At 63.9% G+C, this 18,276-nt stretch carries 16 protein-coding genes and 3 pseudogenes; 15 read left to right on the forward strand and 4 right to left on the reverse strand.

Annotated features, from left to right (window positions below):
- Positions 1-104: 104 nt before the first annotated feature.
- Together NKI97_RS27075 and NKI97_RS27080 are read right to left on the reverse strand one after the other, a co-directional pair.
- Complete coding sequence (locus NKI97_RS27075; protein WP_352452314.1) at positions 105-542, reverse strand: curlin; 438 nt, start codon at positions 540-542, stop codon at positions 105-107.
- A 330-nt stretch (positions 543-872) separates the two neighbouring features.
- Positions 873-1,301: a YybH family protein gene (locus tag NKI97_RS27080; RefSeq protein WP_352452313.1), complete on the reverse strand. Its 429-nt coding sequence runs from the start codon at positions 1,299-1,301 to the stop codon at positions 873-875.
- Positions 1,302-1,525: 224 nt separating this feature from the next.
- Here NKI97_RS27080 and NKI97_RS27085 point away from each other — a divergent pair.
- From NKI97_RS27085 to NKI97_RS27115, 7 genes and pseudogenes are all read left to right on the forward strand, one after another.
- Positions 1,526-1,720 (forward strand): annotated as a pseudogene (locus NKI97_RS27085) (LacI family DNA-binding transcriptional regulator); the annotation flags it as partial.
- 187 nt (positions 1,721-1,907) lie between these two features.
- Positions 1,908-3,350, forward strand: a complete 1,443-nt coding sequence (locus tag NKI97_RS27090; RefSeq protein WP_352837645.1) for a DUF6600 domain-containing protein — start codon at positions 1,908-1,910, stop codon at positions 3,348-3,350.
- Positions 3,351-3,666: 316 nt separating this feature from the next.
- On the forward strand, positions 3,667-4,728 hold the full coding sequence (locus tag NKI97_RS27095; RefSeq protein ID WP_352474416.1) for a LacI family DNA-binding transcriptional regulator: 1,062 nt from the start codon (positions 3,667-3,669) through the stop codon (positions 4,726-4,728).
- 83 nt (positions 4,729-4,811) lie between these two features.
- Positions 4,812-6,065, forward strand: a complete 1,254-nt coding sequence (locus NKI97_RS27100) for an ABC transporter substrate-binding protein (protein ID WP_352837647.1) — start codon at positions 4,812-4,814, stop codon at positions 6,063-6,065.
- Positions 6,066-6,239: 174 nt separating this feature from the next.
- Positions 6,240-7,169, forward strand: a complete 930-nt coding sequence (locus NKI97_RS27105; RefSeq protein WP_352837649.1) for a carbohydrate ABC transporter permease — start codon at positions 6,240-6,242, stop codon at positions 7,167-7,169.
- Positions 7,169-8,026 (forward strand): carbohydrate ABC transporter permease, encoded by an 858-nt coding sequence (locus NKI97_RS27110; RefSeq protein ID WP_254817449.1) that lies wholly within the window; start codon positions 7,169-7,171, stop codon positions 8,024-8,026. The genes NKI97_RS27105 and NKI97_RS27110 overlap by 1 nt, the downstream gene beginning before the upstream one ends.
- Positions 8,027-8,053: 27 nt before the next feature.
- Positions 8,054-10,039 (forward strand): glycoside hydrolase family 127 protein, encoded by a 1,986-nt coding sequence (locus NKI97_RS27115; RefSeq protein WP_352837651.1) that lies wholly within the window; start codon positions 8,054-8,056, stop codon positions 10,037-10,039.
- An 18-nt stretch (positions 10,040-10,057) separates the two neighbouring features.
- Here NKI97_RS27115 and NKI97_RS27120 read toward each other — a convergent pair whose 3' ends face one another.
- Positions 10,058-10,837 (reverse strand): response regulator, encoded by a 780-nt coding sequence (locus tag NKI97_RS27120; protein WP_352837653.1) that lies wholly within the window; start codon positions 10,835-10,837, stop codon positions 10,058-10,060.
- Between the two features lie 233 nt (positions 10,838-11,070).
- Between NKI97_RS27120 and NKI97_RS27125 the strand changes: the two genes are divergently transcribed.
- From NKI97_RS27125 to NKI97_RS27160, 8 genes and pseudogenes are all read left to right on the forward strand, one after another.
- Positions 11,071-11,985 carry a cytochrome-c peroxidase gene (locus tag NKI97_RS27125; RefSeq protein WP_352837655.1) on the forward strand — a complete coding sequence of 305 codons (915 nt, stop codon included), beginning with the start codon at positions 11,071-11,073 and terminating at the stop codon, positions 11,983-11,985.
- Positions 11,982-13,154 carry a DAHL domain-containing protein gene (locus tag NKI97_RS27130; RefSeq protein WP_352837656.1) on the forward strand — a complete coding sequence of 391 codons (1,173 nt, stop codon included), beginning with the start codon at positions 11,982-11,984 and terminating at the stop codon, positions 13,152-13,154. Before NKI97_RS27125 ends, NKI97_RS27130 begins: the two co-directional genes overlap by 4 nt.
- 12 nt (positions 13,155-13,166) lie before the next feature.
- Positions 13,167-14,498 carry an ATP-binding protein gene (locus NKI97_RS27135; protein WP_352837684.1) on the forward strand — a complete coding sequence of 444 codons (1,332 nt, stop codon included), beginning with the start codon at positions 13,167-13,169 and terminating at the stop codon, positions 14,496-14,498.
- A gap of 238 nt (positions 14,499-14,736) precedes the next feature.
- Positions 14,737-14,907: pseudogene (locus tag NKI97_RS27140) on the forward strand (methyltransferase family protein); the annotation flags it as partial.
- A gap of 355 nt (positions 14,908-15,262) precedes the next feature.
- Positions 15,263-15,718 (forward strand): methyltransferase, encoded by a 456-nt coding sequence (locus NKI97_RS27145; RefSeq protein ID WP_352837686.1) that lies wholly within the window; start codon positions 15,263-15,265, stop codon positions 15,716-15,718.
- A 14-nt stretch (positions 15,719-15,732) separates the two neighbouring features.
- Entirely contained in the window at positions 15,733-16,239 is a 507-nt protein-coding gene (locus tag NKI97_RS27150; protein ID WP_352837657.1) for a hypothetical protein, read from the forward strand.
- A gap of 378 nt (positions 16,240-16,617) precedes the next feature.
- Positions 16,618-16,815, forward strand: a pseudogene (locus tag NKI97_RS27155) (methyltransferase domain-containing protein); the annotation flags it as partial.
- Between the two features lie 122 nt (positions 16,816-16,937).
- The gene (locus NKI97_RS27160) at positions 16,938-17,315 is read left to right on the forward strand and encodes a hypothetical protein (protein ID WP_352837688.1); all 378 of its coding nucleotides are present in this window, start codon (positions 16,938-16,940) and stop codon (positions 17,313-17,315) included.
- A gap of 116 nt (positions 17,316-17,431) precedes the next feature.
- Here NKI97_RS27160 and NKI97_RS27165 read toward each other — a convergent pair whose 3' ends face one another.
- Positions 17,432-18,172: a gamma-glutamylcyclotransferase gene (locus tag NKI97_RS27165; protein WP_352837659.1), complete on the reverse strand. Its 741-nt coding sequence runs from the start codon at positions 18,170-18,172 to the stop codon at positions 17,432-17,434.
- Positions 18,173-18,276 lie beyond the last annotated feature (104 nt).

Consider the following 18,276-nt stretch of genomic DNA (forward strand, 5'->3'; position numbering starts at 1 on the left):
GCGTAGGGCCAGGCGGCGGGGCGGTGGGGGGGGGTGTTGTGGGGGGGGGGGGGGGGGGGGGGGGGGCGTGTTTTATGCGCGGGCCCGCCTGGCCGTTGCCGTGTTTATGGGCAGGCCTGGACGAAAGCTGCGACATTGCCGCTGCCGCCCTGGCTGACATTGGCATCGCAGCCGTGGCCCACCTGCACGCCGGCAGCAATGTTGCCGTTACCGTCCTGGGTCAGAATGGTGGTGTGGTTGGAGCCGAACTGGCCGACGCCGGCCACGTTGCGGTTGCCGTTCTGGTAGGTGGCGCCGTAGTTGCCGGCCCCGTCCTGGCCGATAGCCGAAAGGTTGTGGCGGCCGCGCTGCTGGCCGATCACCTTGTTGAAGCGGCCGTTCTGATACACCCGGATACGGTTTTTGAAGCCGTTCTGGGCGCCGCCGGCCGAGTTCGACCAGCCATATTGCTCGATGCGCACGTCATTGGCCATGGCCGGAGCGGCGGCAGTGATACCGACAAGAGCGGCAAGCGCGGTTGCGATGAAAGAATTGCGGATCATGAGAGCGTCTCCTTTGGCGGACGGGACCGCGGTTGAACGGCTTCTTTTTAGGAGATGCCGTTCGAACTAAGGCTGAAGGCGGCGTTCAGCTGGGGTTCAGGAGGGCTTGCGCGGGTCGTGGCTGCGGCGGTCAGGCCGCTATTCGCTAGGGCAATGGGTGGAGCACACTCGCCAAGGGCGGCCGGTGTTGGGTCATTCTATACTTGGCGATTGGCCGCTTCCGGCCGAAAGGCTGACTGTCAGCAACGGGCCGCCAAATCGACCGTTCACCTACGAACCCTTGCCGCGTGAAAGCCGACATCCCTGTTGAGGACGTTAGGCGTTCCGGAACTACGGCAAGAGATCCGTCACAGCGCGCCCACTTCCGTCCATTGCCATAGGGAAGCTGGCATGTTCGTGGATGATTTTCCAAGAACCGGCGACGCGCCTTAGCACGATGGTTCGCCGGCTCCAGGAGTCGACCTTTGTGCCATCGGTCTTAATGCCAGTCATGCGCGACAGGCCGAAGGCCACTGCAAGATCGCCGTCGATTATGAGCTGCGGGTCAGCCATGTGAACGGTGACGCCGTTGCGCCAAGTTGCAAACCAAGCATTTATCCCTTCGATGTCGCGTGCCTGTTCGCCTCGATAGGCAAGCGGCGGCGGCAGATCAAAAACCACGACATCCGGGTCCATGGCATCGACGTTGGCGCGGGCGTCCCCCTTGGCAGTTGCGTCTTCCTGGCCCCGGATGACAGACAAGACTTCCTTTTCAGACATATCGTTGCTCCTTCATTTTCTGGAACGACGAGGCCGGGGCGATCAATCCGACATCGATACCATTCGTAACAAATAGGGCCGGTCCTAGCTGCTGTTACATCGTGATATCAAGAGTGATGAGCCCCTCATCTGCCGGACATCGCATCATCGGGGGCTCTAGTGGCCCACCCGCACCCGCTGACCTCACCACTCAGCATCCCGCAGTCCCAAATGGGAAGACCGATATCCAAATTACGCCCGCCAAGCAGCCAGTCACCCTCCGTGAGGTGGCGGCCATCGCCGGCGTCAGCGTCGCCACCGCCTCAAAAGCGCTGAACGGGCAGGGGCGGATGACCGCCGAGACGCGGACGCGTATTCGCGAGACGGCGCAGCGGCTTGGGTTTCGTCCGAACAGCCTGGCGCAGAGCCTGTTGCGGCGGCTCCCTTACCGTCGGGCCCGCTGACCAACGACCTATCGCCGCGCCTTCGGCGCGCATTTGTGATGGTCACCGCCCTCATGAAGCAACTTTGATATTTCGTATCATTGTGCGATGCCAAGTCGTTGCGGGAGGGGATGCGGGTAACGTCAGCAAAGTGGAACAATCCGGCAGCCGGCGGGTTTGTACGATGAAGGGCGATCTGTTTCGGAGGAAGATTACGATGAAACGCGTCCTTGCCCAACATGCGGTGCGACTGATGCTCGGCGGCGTAACCGCCTGCCTGCTCACGGTCGTCGAGATTCCCAACCCGATTGCGCCATTGTCGCTCGTGTCCGAGGCAAGGGCTGCCACCACCGTTTCGATCAGCACGTTCTACGAAGACCTGTCTTCCTATGGTGATTGGGTCTCGTATCACGGAGCGACCGTTTTCGTGCCGGTTGATGTGCCTGACGATTGGCGTCCGTATACGCTTGGACACTGGGTCTATACCGAGCAGTATGGCTGGCTCTGGGTGTCCGACGAGCCATTCGGCTGGGCGACGTACCATTACGGCCGGTGGGGCTATGCCGACGACATCGGCTGGTACTGGGTTCCGGGCACCCGCTGGGCGCCAGCATGGGTGAGTTGGCGTCGTGACAGAGAGCACATCATTTGGGCGCCGCTGCCGCCCCGCCGCGATCCGGATTTGATTTCAATCGAGGTGACCTTCGACACGACGCCGGATTATTACTGGGTTGTGGTCCCCACCCGCGAATTCCTTGCCGCGGACATTTCTGTAGTCGTTATTCGTGATGAGCCGGAGTTTGTGCGCATTGTCGAGGCGGCCGAACCGGCCGGCGACGTGACGATCCAGAACAACGTGGTGATCAACAAAGTCATTGATGTCGATGTGATCGAAAAGGAGACGAACCAGAAGGTGACTGCCGTCAAGGTCAGCAAGACCGACGCGCCCGAGCAGTCCGGCAAACTGGAAAACGATACGGTCGCTGTCTTTGAGGGCGAGGTGAAAGCCGACCCTAAGGCCAAACCAGCTAAGCTCAAGGACATCGAAGAGGTGAAGCAGGTTCAGGCTGGCCGGAAATCGAAGCCGACCGAAGGCGCTGCAACGACCGAGCAGGCCAAGCCCGAAGAAACCGCCAAGCCTGAGAAGCCGAAGGCCAAGGAGCAGCCGGCCACCGAGCAGCAGCAGGCCGAGCCCGGCAAGGCGGCCAAGCCTGAGAAGTCGAAGGCCAAGGAGCAACCCGCCGCCGAGCAGCAGCAGGCTGAGCCCGAACAGACGGCCAAGCCTGAGAAGCCGAAGACCAAGAAGCAGCCCGCCGCCGAGCAGCAGCAGGCCGAGCCCGAACAGACGGCCAAGCCTAAGAAACCGAAGATCAAGAAGCAGCCCGCCGCCGAGCAGCAGCAGGCCGAGCCCGAACAGACGGCCAAGCCTGAGAAGCGGAAGGCCAAGAAGCAGCCCGCTGCCGAGCAGCAGCAGGCTGAGCCGGAGCAGGCTGCCAAGCCTGAGAAGCGGAAGGCCAAGGAGCAGCCAGCGGCCGAGCAGCAGCAGGCCGAGCCCGAGCAGGCGGTCAAGCCCAAGCCACAGAAACAGAAAAACAAGGCGTGCGATCCACAGACTGAGAACTGCTAGCTCTGCGGGTAGACTGCGGCACCGCGATTATTCCATCGCGGTGCCCGCTGAACGGCAATGCACGCCAAAGGTGCTCGCCCTCTTTCCTTCGGGCCGCCATGGCAGATCCTGGACCCAGGGCAGCGAGTCGTAGTTGACTGCCGAACATGCCTGTAACCAGGCCATTCCCTCTTGCCATCCTTGCATCCTTCCCCTAATCTTCCTTTTGAGAAAACCTTTTCCCAACTCTGCCGGCATCCGCTGACTTCACCATTCAGCGCCTCGCAGGCCGGTAAGAGAAAAGCTTTTCTCAAATGGGAGGATCGATATCCAAATCATGGCGTCCGACGCGCAGCCAACGCCTGTTTCTGCCAAGCAGCCCGTCACCCTGCGTGAGGTGGCGGCGCTCGCCGGCGTCAGCGTGGCCACGGCCTCAAAGGCGCTGAACGGGCAGGGGCGGATGACGGCCGAGACGCGGACCCGTATTCGCGAGACGGCGCAGCGGCTTGGCTTTCGCCCGAACAGCCTGGCGCAGAGCCTGCTCAGGCGGCGCTCCTTTACCGTCGGGCTTTTGACCAACGACACCTATGGCCGCTTTTCGCTGCCGCTGATGGCCGGCGTTTCCGATGCGCTGGTCGATGCCGGCGTCTCGGTGTTCCTGTGCAATGTCGAGGACGACCCGCGCCTGGCCCAGCTGCATGTCGATGCCATGCTCGACAAGCGCGTCGACGGCATCATCGCCACCGGCAAGCGCATCGACCGCCATCTGCCGGTCGACCTCGCCAATCTCGGCATTCCGGCGATCTATGCCTTCACCGAGCCCGATCCGGGCGCCATCGCCTTCGTCTCCGACGATGCCGGCGGGGCGCGGCTGGCGGTCGAGCACTTTTGCCGGCTTGGGCGGCGCCGCATCGCCCATGTCAGCGGTCCCGCGAGCTTTGCCGTGGTGCATGCGCGGGCCGAGGCCTATCGCGCAGTGCTGGCCGAGAACGGCCTGCCGGTCATGGAGCCGCTGCTCGGCCCGTGGTCGGAGGCCTGGGGCCATGAGGCGGTCAAGAAGCTGTTCGACGGTGAGGGTTTCGACGGCACGCGCGAAAAGCCCGATGCCGTCTTCTGCGGCAACGACCAGATCGCGCGCGGCGTCATCGACGCCTTGCGCGAGCGCGGTATCGGCGTGCCGGACGAGGTCGGCGTCATCGGTTTCGACAACTGGCAGATCGTCGCCGAGGCGACCCGCCCGCCGCTGACCTCCGTCGATATGAATCTGGCAGCGCTTGGCCGCGAGGCCGGCCTTGCCTTGCTTTCGCTCGTCGGCGGCGAACCCGCTCTGCCGGGCATCAGAAAACTGCCGTGCCGGCTGGTGGTGCGTCAGTCATGCGGCCGTCCGCCGGACGGCTGAACGAAACGGGCCGTGTCGATAGTCACCCGCTTGGGGGCGCGGCTAAATTAAAACGCTAAATTAAAACCATGTGGAGGAGAAGCATGAGAACCACCATTACCGGGCTCGCCATCGCCGCGAGCATTTTGGGTACGCTGGCGACCGTCGGCTCGGCCGCCGCCGACACCGCCAACATCTGGGTGCGCGCCGACGGCTCGAACTTCATGCCGCGCATCGTCGATGCCTTCAACAAGGGGCATCAGAACCAGATCAAGCTCGACATCATCCCCAACGCCGAAATCATCCCGAAATACGGCGCTGCGGCCGCCGGCGGCACGGCACCCGATGCGCTGTCGCTCGACCTGATCTACACGCCGTCCTTCGCCGCCGCCGGCCAGCTCGAAGACATCACCGACTGGGCGAAATCGCTGCCCTATTTCGCCAGCCTGTCGCCGGCGCATGTCAAGACCGGCACCTATAAGGGCCGCATCTACGGGCTGCCGTTCTCGGCGGACTCCTCGGTGCTGATCTGGAACAAGAAGCTGTTCAAGCAGGCCGGCCTCGACCCGGAAAAGGGCCCGACCAACTGGGCCGAGATCGAAGCCGACGCCGAAAAGGTCAATGCGCTCGGCGGCGACATCAAGGGCTTCTACTTCTCCGGCAATTGCGGCGGCTGCAACATCTTCACCTTCACGCCGCTGATCTGGGCGTCGGGCGGCGACATCCTGACGGAGGACGGCTCCAAGGCGACGCTGGACACGCCGCAGATGCGCGGCGCCATCGACCTCTACCGTTCGATGGTCAAGAAGGACCTGGTGCCATCAGGCGCGCAGACCGACACCGGCTCCAACTTCTTTGCCGCCTTCGCCACCGGCAATATCGGCATCTCGCCGTCCGGCGCCTTCGCCATCGGCGCGCTTAACACGCAATATCCCGATATCGACTACGGCATCACCTTCCTGCCTGGCAAGGACGGCAGCTGGTCGTCGTTTGCCGGCGGCGACAATTTCGTCGTCACCAAGGGCACCACCAAGGTCGCGGTGGTGAAGGAGTTCCTCGACTTCGCCTATTCGCTCGAGGGCCAGACCATATTGGCGAAATACGGCAGCCTGCCGGTGCGCGGCGACATCGCCAATGAGGCGCTGAAAGACCTCGACCCGCGCTACAAGGTCGCCGCTGAAGCCATGGCCAAGGGCCGCACGCCCTATTCGGTGGTGTTTAACGACCTGATCAACTCGGCCAACGGTCCGTGGAACCAGATGATGAACGAGGTCTTCTTCGGCGAAGACGTCGACGGCGCCATCGCCAACGCGCAGGAAACCATGCAGTCGATCATCGATTCGGCGCCGCAGAAGTAGGCGCCGGCGCCCACCTCCCCCTCGAGGGGAGGTCGGACCGAAGGTGGGGTCCTCCGTGAAACGCGCCGACAGAAAGAACCGTCGGCGCACTTCGCAGAGGACCCCACCCCCGGCCTTCGGCCGGACCCTCCCCTCAAGGGGGAGGGGGACGTAGCGCTAACGGAAGACCACGGCATGACCACCATCACAGCAACCACCGCCGCGCCAGCGCGCGCATACAAACAGGTCGGCGCCGGGCGCCGGCAGTGGATCGGCCTGCTCTATGTGGCGCCGGCCGTCGCGCTTGTCGTCGTCTTCTTCATCGTGCCGCTTTGCATGACCGCCTGGATGTCGCTGCACAACTGGCCGCTGATGGGCGCGCATAGCTTTATCGGGCTCGACAATTACTGGGCGATCCTGCGCGATACCCGTTTCTGGAACGCGCTGAAGTTCACCGGCTATTACACGGTGGTGGTGACGATCGCGATCTTCGCCGTCGCCTTTCCGCTGGCGCTGTTCATCGAAAGGCCGCGGCAGCTGACCGGCTTCTACCGGACGTCCTTCTTCATGCCGGCGGTCATCGGTTTCGCTTCGGCCAGCCTTTTGTGGTCATGGCTGCTCAATGTCGATTCCGGCCTGTTCAGCCCGGCCGCCTTCGAGCTCGGCCTGACCGAGAAGAAATTCAACCTGCTGGCGACCTTTCAGCCGGCCTTCTGGTCGATCATCGCCATGGTGGTGTGGAAGGTGGCGGGCTTCACCATGATCATCCTGATGACCGGCCTGCAGTCGATCCCGCCGGACCTGCAGGAGGCGGCGATGATCGACGGGGCAGGGCCATTCGCGCGGTTCCGGGCGATTACCTTGCCCTTGATGCGCCGCACGCTGGCGCTGGCGCTGATCCTGTCGGTCGCCGGCTCGATCCTCGCCTTCGACCAGTTCTACATCATCCTGCGCGGCGGGCCGCGCAACCAGACGCTGACCGCCGTCTACTGGATCTTCAACCAGTCCTTCGTGTCGTTCAAGCTCGGCTATGGCGCGGCCCTTTCGATGGTCCTGCTGGTCATCCTGGTGGCGCTCAGCCTCATCCAGCTGCGGCTGCTGCGCAATCCCGAGGGGGTCGACTGATGGCGCAGGCAAGGAGCCGCAAACGCCGCATCGGCATGCAGATCGCCGAGCACTCGACCGGCATCATCGCATCCATACTGTTCCTGGCGCCGATCGCCTGGACGGTGCTTTCGGCCTTCAAGCCGGCGCAGGAGGCGCGCCAGCCGCCGCTGCCGCCGTGGCCGACCAGCGGCATCTCGCTCGAGAACTACGCCACGCTCAACACCTTCGGCGATGGCCTGTGGCTGCCGGCGCAAAACAGCATCTACGTCTCGGTGATGACGGTGGTGCTGTCAGTGATCGTCAGCGTGCTCGCCGGCTACGGTTTCTCGCGCTTCCGCTTTCCGCTGAAGAACCTGCTGTTCGTCGTCATCCTGTCGACAATCATGATCCCGTTCCAGTCGATCCTGACGCCGATCTTCCTGGTGCTGACCAAGATCGGCCTGCACAACACGCTGACCGGGCTGGTCTGCGTCTACGTCACGCTGCAGTTGCCGTTCTCGATCTTCATGATGCGCAACGCCTTCGACGCGGTGCCGCGCGAGATCGAGGAGGCCGCGCGCATGGACGGCGCCAACAATGTCACCATGCTGCTCAGGGTGATGCTGCCGCTGGTCTGGCCGGGCATCGTCACCATCGCGCTGTTCGCCTTCCTCGGCGCGTGGAACGAGTTTCTGGCGGCCCTGGTGCTGATGACCGACCAGTCCAAATTCACGCTGCCGATCATGATGACCGCGCTGCAGTCCGGCCGCTTCGGCGCGATCGACTGGGGCGCCGTGCAGGCCGGCGTCACCGTGATGATGGTGCCGTGCCTGGTGCTCTTCCTGCTGCTGCAGCGCTTCTACATCCGCGGCCTGATGGCAGGGGCCGTGAAGTGACCAATCGAACCGAACCGGAGTAAATCGATGACCGCATCCCAATCCGCCAGTCAGGGCGCCAAGCCGAAACTCGCCTTCCGCCCGCTGCCGGTGCCGCAGGTCGACGTGCGCGGCTTCTGGGGCGACCGTGTCGATGCCGTCGCCTCAAAAACCGCCGGCATCCTCTATGACCGCTGCGTCGAGGCGCGCATGCTGGAGCAGATCGACCCGGACCGGCCATCGCCGGGCGTCGTCATTCCGTTCCACTCACCTTCACCGGACGAGGCAGCCACCGCCGGCAACGAGTTCACCGGATCGACGGTGACGACGCAGATGTTCTGGGACTCCGATTGGGGCAAGACCATCGAGACCGCCGCCTACTCGCTCTACCGCCGCCGCAACGACGAGCTCGAGAAGAAGATCGACGCCGTCATCGACATGTACGGCAAGCTGCAGCAGCCCGACGGCTATCTGTCGAGCTGGTACCAGCGCATCCAGCCGGGCCTGCGCTGGACCAATCTGCGCGATTGCCACGAGCTCTATTGCGCCGGCCATCTGATCGAAGGCGCGGTCGCCTACTACCAGGCCACCGGAAAACGCAAGCTGCTCGACATCATGTGCCGCTATGTCGATCACATCGCCGAGACGTTCGGTCCCGAGCCCGGCAAGAAGAAGGGCTATTGCGGCCATGAGGAGATCGAGCTGGCGCTGGTCAAGCTGGCACGGGTGACCGGCGAGCGCAAATACATGGAGCTTGCCAAATATTTTATCGATCAGCGCGGCCAGCAGCCGCATTATTTCGACGAGGAGGCGCGGGCCCGCGGCGCCGACCCCAAGGCCTATCATTTCAAGACTTACGAATACAACCAGTCGCACAAGCCGGTGCGCGAACAGGACAAAGTCGTCGGCCATGCGGTGCGGGCGATGTACCTCTATTCGGGCATGGCCGACATCGCCACCGAATATGGCGACGACACGCTGCGGGTGGCGCTCGACCGGCTGTGGGACGACCTCATGACCAAGAACCTCTACGTCACCGGCGGCCTCGGGCCGTCGTCGCACAATGAGGGTTTCACCGCCGATTACGACCTGCCCAACGACACCGCCTATGCCGAAACCTGTGCTTCGGTCGGCCTGGTGTTCTGGGCAAGCCGCATGCTCGGCATGGGTCCCAATGCGCGCTACGCCGACATCATGGAGCGGGCGCTCTACAACGGCTCGATCTCCGGCTTGTCGCTCGACGGCTCGCTGTTCTTCTACGAAAATCCGCTCGAAAGCCGCGGCGCCCACCACCGCTGGAAATGGCACCGCTGCCCGTGCTGCCCGCCCAATGTCGGGCGCATGGTCGCCTCGATCGGCAGCTATTTCTACGGCCTGTCGGACGACGCACTCGCCGTCCATCTCTATGGAAACGGCACGGCTCGTTTCGATATCGCGGGCCGGCAAATAGAGCTCACCCAGACCAGTAACTATCCCTGGGACGGCGCGGTCTCGATCTCTGTCGAACCGGAAGCTCCGACCGCGTTCACTTTGCACCTGCGCCTGCCGGCCTGGTGCCGCAAGGCAGCGCTCAAGGTCAACGGCGCCGATGTCGATCTGGAGGCGATCACCAGCGACGGCTATGCCGCGATCCGCCGCGAATGGCGCAAAGGCGACCGCGTCGAGCTCGACCTCGAAATGGCCGTCGACCGCCTCTACGCCAACCCGCAGGTGCGGCAGGATATCGGCCGTGTCGCGCTGGCGCGCGGCCCGCTGATCTATTGCGTCGAGGAGACCGACAATTCCAGCCAGCTGCACCGCATCGCTCTGCCGCGCACGGCCGACATCGAGGCGCATCAGCAGCCGAACCTTCTGGGCGGCGTTGTGACACTTTCGGCGATTGCCAAAAAGGAGGCTTTCGAAAACTGGGAAGAGGGGCTCTACCGCACCGAACCGCCGGCGCTCGAGGGCGCGAAAATCACCGCCGTGCCGTACTTTGCCTGGGACAACCGCGACCCCGGCGAGATGCTGGTCTGGCTCAGAAGCGCGGGGTAGGCTGGGCGCGGCAGCGGCTCAAAGTACCTCGACCGCAGTCGCGAATATGTAGCCGGCGCCACGCTCCGTAACAATGAGCTTCGGCTCGCTCGGATTGACCTCGAGCTTGCGGCGCAGCCGCAATATCTGCACGTCGATGCTGCGGTCGAACACCTCTTCGTCGTGCACGCGGCTGGCAGCGAGAAGCTGCTCGCGGCTCAGGATTTGCTGCGGCGATTTCAGGAAGGCTGCCAGCAGATTGAACTCGCCGGCGGTCAGCGGCGTCGCCTCGCCCGCCGGCGACCTCAGGCGCCGCATCCGCATGTCGAGCTCCCAGCCGGCAAAACGATAGCGTATGTGCTTCTTGCCGCGCGGCTGCGGCTGCGCCGACCCCGATCGCCGCAGCACGGCGCGAACACGCGCCAGCAGCTCCCTGAGGCTGAAGGGCTTGGTGATGTAGTCGTCGGCGCCGAGTTCCAGGCCGACGACGCGATCCACCTCGTCGCGCCTGTGGCCGGTGATGATGATGATGGGCGCTTCCGGCGGACTGCCGAGTTGCCGCATGACGTCGAACCCGTCCTCGTCGGCAAGCCTCATGTCGAGGATCATCAGGTCTACGGGCTTTTCATTGAGGACGCGCGACATGGCCCGGCTGTCGGCGACTGCGCTGACCCTGAAGTTTTCGCTCTCCAGGTAATTGGTGAGCATATCGCGAATTTCGGGGTCGTCGTCGACGACAAGAATATGCTTCGGCGCCGCTGCCTGCTCGATACTGCCTTTCGACTGCTGTTCGTGGCGAATGTTTTGTTCGGCTGACATCTCGCACCGTCCGCAAGCGTGGAACTCATGACCGAGCCGTTGCTTTTATTAAACGTCGATTTTCGGCGATTTATTGGTGAGCGCGATGATCTTCGTAATCGCACACCCTGCCACAGGCTCGCTCGATGGCACATCAGCAGATTGGTAAGGTTCGGGCGGGGCTTTTTGTTCCGCTTTGCCTGGCAATGGCGGCACCTTTTGCGTTGGCCCAGAGCAATCAGCCGGCCCCGCCGATGGGCGAGCCGATTGCACCGATCACGGCCAGCGGCCCCTCCGACCGGGCGAGGATCGCGCTTGGCGAGAGCCTGTTCAACGATGCCCGCCTGTCGCATGGCGATGTCGTCGCTTGCAGTTCCTGTCACAGGCTCGATCTCAGCGGCGGCGACGGTCTGGCCCGTTCCATGGCGGCGGATGGCAAGCCGCTCGATTTCAACACGCCGACCGTCTTCAACGCGGCGCTCGATTTTCGGCTGAACTGGCGCGGCAATTTCCGCACTTTCGAGGAGCAGAACGAGGCAGCCATGCTCGATGACAGGCTGATGAATACGAGCTGGGAGGAATTGCTGACCAAGCTGCGCTCGAATGCTGAGTATTCGCAGCGGTTCGCGAGGGTCTACGGCTCCATTCCCGACCGGACAAACGTGCTCGACGCGCTTGTTGTCTTTCAACGGTCGCTGATCACGCCCGATGCCCGTTTCGACCGCTATCTCAAGGGCGAACGCGACGCCATCACGACCGACGAAGAGCACGGCTATCAACTGTTCAAAGCGTATGGCTGCGTCGCCTGCCACCAGGGCGCCAACGTGGGCGGCAATCTGTTTCAGAAATTCGGCATCTTCCAGGATCCCTTCGCTCGCCAGAAGACCCTGACCAAGGCGGATCTCGGCCGCTTCGCCGTTACCGGCGCCGAGAGCGACCGCCATGTGTTCCGCGTTCCCAGCCTGCGCAACGTCGCGGTGACGGCGCCGTATTTTCACGATGGCCGCACCGCATCGCTCGCAGGCGCGGTGAAGATCATGGCGCGCAACCAACTCGGCCGGGAGCTCGACCAGCGCGATGCCGATCTCATCGTCGAATTCCTCGGGACACTGACGGGCGAGTATCGCGGCCGGCCGTTGACCAGCGCAGCCGATCGTCTGCAGCAATGAAGTCGCTACGCATCCTGGCGCCGATCGTTGCCTGCCTGCTCATCGCCCTGACCTACCTCCTGGTGCAGGGCACGGCTCCCGATGCGGCCCGTCACGAACGCACGCTCGATGCGCTCAGGACCGTCATCCTCTATAACGCCGCACTCCAACGCGATGTTTTAAGGGCACGCGCGGGACTGCTGCGCAGCTACGATCCGCTTGTGCGGTCGATCGAGAACCTGGATGAGGCGACGCAGACGCTGCCGGCTGCCCGCGACGCAGCAAGCGGCGAAACACGGGCGGACATCGACAAGCGGATCGCCGAAGTCATCGCCGCGATCCGCGACGAGGAAGCGCTCGTCGAGAGGTTCAAGTCCGATAACGCGCTGCTGCAGAACTCGCTGAACTTTTTCAACTATATGAGCGGTCGTCTCACGAGCGAGGGTGACGGCCTTCGAGCGGTCGAGATAGGAGCCCTGATGGTCGCAATGTCGCGGTTTATCAGCGATCCCCAGCCGGATGCGGCAAAAGCAGTAACCGCCGCACTCGACCGGCTGGCAAGGCCCTCCGTCGATGCCGTGCCTGCAAGCGATGTGCTCTCGCTCGTCTCCCACGGCCGGCTTATCGTCACCAGGCTTCCGGCGGTCGACGATCTCGTCGCCCGCCTGCAGACCGCGCCGACGAGCGAGCGGGCTCGCGCGCTGCAGGACGTCTATCTCGGTGCGCATGGGCGGGCCGCGGCGCGGGCCGAACTGTTCCAGACGCTGCTTTATGTCGCCGCGTTGGGCCTCGTCGGCTATGTCGCCTACCTGTTCGCCCGCCTGCGCCGCAACGCGCGGATCCTGCGCGAGCGGCTGGAATTCGAGGGCCTGATCGCCTCGATCTCCACGCAGTTCATCAATCTGCCGCGTGACCGCATCCGCGCCGGCATCAGCAAGGGCCTCGCGCGCCTGGTCGAACATGCCGGGCTCGACGGCGCCCAGATTTTCGTCAGCCACATCGCCGATCCTTCCGGCGGCTACTTCTATCGCCGTCCGGGCGGGAGCAGGCCGGCCCGCCTGTCGAAGGACATGATCGAGCTGGCTTCACGCTGGACGCTGGCCGACCACGAGCGGCAGGGCTGCATCGACGTTCCCCGCGTCGGCGAGCTTCCCGAGGGGCGGGAGAAGGCATCCCTGCAGGCGCACTAGTTTCGATCGTGGCTGTGCATACCGATGTGGCATGCCGGCGAGCGGCTGGGTTTTCTGGCTCTCGATACCGTCACGCACGAAAAGCATTGGGCCGACGACGACATTGCACTGCTGCGCACCGCGGCCGAGATTTTCGCCAATGCCATCGTGCGCGAGCACAACGAACGCGAGCGTGAGGCACTGCAGGCGCGGCTCAATCAGTCGCAACGGCTGGAAGCGATCGGGACGCTCGCCGGCGGCATAGCGCACGAGTTCAACAACATCCTCGGTGCCGTCCTTGGCTACAGCGAGATGGCGCTGGCGGTGCTGCTGAAGGAGTCGCGCGCGCGGCGCTACGTCCAGCAGATCATGCAGGCCGGCAGGCGGGCGCAGGACGTCACCGAGCAGATCCTCGCCTTCGGCCGTCGTCACGAGCGGCAGCATCACGCGCTGCGGGCGGAAGCCGTGGTTGCCGAAGCGGTCGACCTGCTGCGCGCCTCGTTCCCCGCCACGCTTTCAGTGCAGACGCATCTTGCAGCCGCGGATGCGGCGATGACGGGCGATCCGACCGAACTTCAGCAGGTGGTGATGAACCTCGGCACCAACGCGGCGCAGGCGATGAACAACCGCGGCGCATTGGAAATCGGTCTCGACACGACGGAATTCGTCGAGGCGCGGATGCTGTCGCACGGCAACCTGCCTGCCGGCTGCTATCTCCGCCTTGCCGTCAGGGACACCGGCAGCGGCATGGATCAGGCGACGCTCGAGCGCATCTTCGAGCCGTTCTTCACGACCAAGCCGGCAGGGCAAGGCACCGGGCTCGGCCTGTCGACGGTGCACGGCATCGTCATAGCGCACAGAGGCGCGGTCGACGTGAACAGCAAGCCCGGCGAAGGCACGACCTTCGAGATCTATTTTCCGCAGATCGAGGCCGCCGAAGCAACCCAGAACGAGGACGAGAGCGACGCCGCCGAGGTGCCGATCAAGCATGGCAACGGCGAGACGATCCTCGTCGTCGACGACGACACGCCGCTGATGCAACTTGCGGAGGAAATGCTCGCCGCGCTCGGCTACGAGCCGGTCGGGTTCGACCGCAGCCCCGCGGCTCTCAGCGCATTCCGCACCGATCCGGAACGCTTCGACTTGGTGCTGACGGACGAGGTCATGCCCGACCTGACAGGGATCGAATTCTCCGGCCGGTTGCACAAGATCCGGCCCGACCTTCCGGTCGTGCTGATGACCGGTTACGGCCGTCAGCTGCGGTCGCGCCAACTGACGGCGGCCGGCATAAGCGAAGTCATCAAGAAGCCGCTGCTGTCGGCCGCCGTCGCACAATGCCTTGCCCGCCATCTGCATTCAGGCTGATCACGGCCGGCCGGATTTCTTCGTTACAACCGTAACCAAAATCCCACCTGGCTGAAATCGACCCGTAGCCGGGCCAGTCGATGGTCCTCCCGCGCCCAGACCATGATCCCGAAAAACCGGGAACCGGTTTTTTGGAAAGGTCATGGTCTCTTGAGGAAGGAGAAATCTTATGGACGCAAACATCACCGAGGTAACGAAACAGGCGAAGGACGTCGCAGAACTGTCGCCCGAAAGCCTTATGCAACTCGGCCTCGGCTTCTGGGCATCGAAGACGTTGCTGAGCGCCGTCGAACTTGACCTTTTCACGGAGTTGACGGCGGGACCCCTCGAAGGGGAAACACTGAGAAACCGGCTTGGACTGCATGAGCGGGGAGCGCAGGATTTCTTCGACGCGCTGGTTGCGCTGCGCATGCTTGAGCGCGAGGGCAACGTCTACTGCAACACGCCCGTGACTGACCGCTACCTTGACCGCAACAAGTCGACCTATGTTGGCGGGATGCTCGCCAGGGCCGGTCAGCTGCTTTACGCGAACTGGGGCTCGCTCACCGACGCGCTCAGGACGGGCAAACCGCAAAACGGCACCCAGGACGGCGAAGATCTGTTCGACATGCTGTTTTCGGACCCGGACAAGGTGGAGATGTTCGCGCAGGCGATGACCGGCGGCAGCCTCCAGGTGGCGGAGGCGCTCGCCCGGCATTTTCCCTGGGCGGACTATTGTACCTTCCATCGATATCGGCACAGCCGAAGGCAGGCTTCCGGTCGAGATCGGCCGCGCCCATCCGCATCTCACCGGCGGCGGTTTCGACCTGCCGCCGATGCGGCCGGTGTTCGAGGCCTATGTGGAGCGGCACGCACTTGCAGACCGGCTTCGGTTTTATCCCGGCGACTTCCTTGCCGAGCCGCTGCCTTCCGCCGACGTGCTGGTGATGGGTCATATCCTGCACGACTGGAACCTGGAGGTGAAGCGCGCGCTGCTGGCAAAGGCCCATTCCGCGCTGCCGAAGCAAGGCGTGCTCATCGTCTACGACCAGATCATCGATGACGAGCGACGGGAGAACGCTGCGGGTCTGCTGATGAGCCTCAACATGCTGGTCAACACCAATGGCGGGTTCGACTACACGCGCGCCGACGGCATGGGCTGGATGCGGGAGGCGGGCTTTGCGGAGGTCCGCTGCGAGCATCTCGCCGGGCCTCACTCGATGATCGTCGGCGTCAAATAGCAGCGGAGAAGCTGATGACACGAAGAGCTCTCATCGCAATTGCCGCCCTTGGCCTGGCCGCAGCATTCACCGCCGCAACGCTCAACCAGGGTGAGGTCGGCGCGGCGTCCGCGACCGCTTCGATCGAGCACGGTCGATACCTGGTGAAAATCGGCGGCTGCAACGACTGCCACACGCCAGGGTTCCTGGAGAAGGCCGGCAACGTTCCGCAGGATCGATGGCTGATCGGCGACTCGCTCGGCTTCAACGGGCCGTGGGGTACGACTTACCCGACCAATCTTCGCCAATTTTTGCGGACCATGGACGAGGACGACTGGGTACAGTTCGCGCGCACGATCGAGACGCGCCCGCCCATGCCATGGTTCAACCTGCGTGCCATGAGCGAGCCCGACCTGCGCGCCATCCACCGATATGTGCTTTCGCTCCCGGCAGACGATACGCCGGTTCCGGACTATGTGCCGCCCGGTCGTCCGCCGAAGACGCCGCATATCGTGTTCGTTCCGCGGGCGCCGAAATCATAGTGGCGTCCGAACGCCGGGCGCAGGGTGGTTCTCCGCTTGCGTGGTATGCCAGGCACGGGCGCCTGTTTCAGTCGTAACGCAATTCCCGATTCCGGAAATCACGTTGTAGCACCGATCTCCGATCGTGACGGTCGGGCCCTGGGCGGTCATCAGGCTGCCCAGCGGTCACAAATCCCGGATAAATCGATCATGGAGTCAAACATGTACAATCTGCTTGCCGAATATGCGCCGAAGACCGGCCGTGATCAGAGCACCGTGGATCCGCGTCCCTATGCGTTGGGTTACACGCAAAGCGAATTCAAGCGCCTGGAGCTGCAGGGAGCGCTCATTCACGACCTTACCGAGCATGTCCTGCGCAGTGCGGGCATAGGACCCGGCATGCGCGTGCTCGACATTGGCTGCGGCGTAGGCGACGTCTCCTTGCTGGCCGGAAGGCTGGTCGGACCGGCGGGAAGGGTGCTTGGTGTCGATCGCTCGGCAGAGGCTGTGGACATTGCCGAACGGCGCGCCACTGAATCCGGCCAGTGTTACTGGACACGTTTCACGACGGCCGAGCTTGATACATTCTCGCCCGACGGGAGCTTCGATGCGGTGATCGGCAGGCTTGTCCTGATGTATCTGCCCGACCGGCCGCAACCCTGCGCAGGCTTGCCGGTTTCCTGCGGCCTGGCGGCATCGTCGCCGTCCAGGAAATGGCGATGCCGCTCACCCGCAGTTTTCCAGAGGCGCCGCTGTTCGGCAAATGCCGCGGCTGGATCATCGACACGATCGAGCGCGCGGGTTTCGAGGTCGACATGGGTGGCAGGCTGCCCATGGTGTTCGCCGGCGCAGGGCTGCCGGCGCCGCGGATGAACTCCGCCGGCCTCGCCGGCAGCGGACCCGACTCGCCGATCTACGACTACATTGCCGGCACGTTGCGCAGCCTGTTGCCGATGGCCGAGGCAGTCGGTACCGCAACCGCCGCCGAGGTGGAAGTCGATACCCTCGCCGAGCGGCTGCGCAACGAGGCTGTCGAGCAGCAGACGTGCATCATGCTGCCGCCCTTTGTCGGCGCATGGGTGAATACGCCGGGATAACGAACCGAAGGGAGGACACACGATGCTCGATACTGCCATCGGCGAGCGCGAGGGACATCTCGTCGACCTGCACAACATCGATTTCGCCTGGGAGCCCGACGAGATGCTGGTCTGGCTCAGGGACGAATTAAGCCCGATCGCAGCGCCCGACCGATCTCCTCGGCCACAAGTTCCTGCAACTGCCAGAGATTGCGGTCGCGGATGCCGCAGGCGTCGAGATGGCGAATGGTCTCGAACAGATATTCGGCGCCCGAACCCCAATGGCCGACGGCCGTGGCCAGGGTCGCCGCTATCGCTCGCTTTTCGAGCTTGCCGGCATAGCGCGGATTGGCGGGATCGACAATGAAACCAAGCGCTTGGCCCGTGCCGTCGCCCGTCCTGACCTGCAGCCAGCGCGGCACGTTGACGGCCGGCAGGATGGTCATCTCACGGCGCAGCAGCGTTTCGAGATTGGCCCCCACTGGCTCGGCGACCTCGAACACCATGCCCTGACATTGGCCGCCGCGGTCGAGCGCCATCATCAGGCCGGGCTGCTCGACGGTGCCCCTGAAGCGCTGCACCGTAAAACAGAACGAACGGTGCCAGCCCGTCGCCACGGCCCGTTCGCCACCCCTGACCTCGTCGGCCGGCTTCCACAGCAGCGAGCCATAGGCGAACAGCTTCACCGGCCCGCCCGGCGCGCCGGCCAGCACCTCGTCGCGAATGCGCGCGTAATCGGCATCGGTCATGTAGACCATGCCCGGCGTCGGCCCGGCATCCTCGACCGCACGCAAGGTGCGGGCGACCAGCGCCTCGGTCAGCGCCATCGGTGTCTTGCGCGGCGAACGCCGTGATGCGGCGGAAATGACCTTGCTCATCCTCATGCTCTCAGCCTTGCCGCCATGTTGCCGAAGGCTGAAGGATTCTCAAGGGCCGAGTACACCAGCGCGGTATCGGGATTCGAACTATCGTGTCCAACAGC

This window comes from Mesorhizobium sp. M0296 (assembly GCF_040321675.1).
In the GTDB taxonomy this organism is placed as follows: domain Bacteria; phylum Pseudomonadota; class Alphaproteobacteria; order Rhizobiales; family Rhizobiaceae; genus Mesorhizobium.

What these genes read in the sequence shown, in the direction of transcription:
- NKI97_RS27160 (WP_352837688.1), top strand. Translation starts at nt 16,938, where the DNA reads ATGCCGCTCACCCGCAGTTTTCCAGAGGCGCCGCTGTTCGGCAAATGC.
- NKI97_RS27125 (WP_352837655.1), top strand. Translation starts at nt 11,071, where the DNA reads ATGGGCGAGCCGATTGCACCGATCACGGCCAGCGGCCCCTCCGACCGG.
- NKI97_RS27105 (WP_352837649.1), top strand. Translation starts at nt 6,240, where the DNA reads ATGACCACCATCACAGCAACCACCGCCGCGCCAGCGCGCGCATACAAA.
- NKI97_RS27130 (WP_352837656.1), top strand. Translation starts at nt 11,982, where the DNA reads ATGAAGTCGCTACGCATCCTGGCGCCGATCGTTGCCTGCCTGCTCATC.
- NKI97_RS27110 (WP_254817449.1), top strand. Translation starts at nt 7,169, where the DNA reads ATGGCGCAGGCAAGGAGCCGCAAACGCCGCATCGGCATGCAGATCGCC.
- NKI97_RS27075 (WP_352452314.1), bottom strand. Translation starts at nt 542, where the DNA reads ATGATCCGCAATTCTTTCATCGCAACCGCGCTTGCCGCTCTTGTCGGT.
- NKI97_RS27080 (WP_352452313.1), bottom strand. Translation starts at nt 1,301, where the DNA reads ATGTCTGAAAAGGAAGTCTTGTCTGTCATCCGGGGCCAGGAAGACGCA.
- NKI97_RS27090 (WP_352837645.1), top strand. Translation starts at nt 1,908, where the DNA reads ATGAAGGGCGATCTGTTTCGGAGGAAGATTACGATGAAACGCGTCCTT.
- NKI97_RS27100 (WP_352837647.1), top strand. Translation starts at nt 4,812, where the DNA reads ATGAGAACCACCATTACCGGGCTCGCCATCGCCGCGAGCATTTTGGGT.
- NKI97_RS27150 (WP_352837657.1), top strand. Translation starts at nt 15,733, where the DNA reads ATGACACGAAGAGCTCTCATCGCAATTGCCGCCCTTGGCCTGGCCGCA.
- NKI97_RS27165 (WP_352837659.1), bottom strand. Translation starts at nt 18,172, where the DNA reads ATGAGCAAGGTCATTTCCGCCGCATCACGGCGTTCGCCGCGCAAGACA.
- NKI97_RS27115 (WP_352837651.1), top strand. Translation starts at nt 8,054, where the DNA reads ATGACCGCATCCCAATCCGCCAGTCAGGGCGCCAAGCCGAAACTCGCC.
- NKI97_RS27095 (WP_352474416.1), top strand. Translation starts at nt 3,667, where the DNA reads ATGGCGTCCGACGCGCAGCCAACGCCTGTTTCTGCCAAGCAGCCCGTC.
- NKI97_RS27120 (WP_352837653.1), bottom strand. Translation starts at nt 10,837, where the DNA reads ATGTCAGCCGAACAAAACATTCGCCACGAACAGCAGTCGAAAGGCAGT.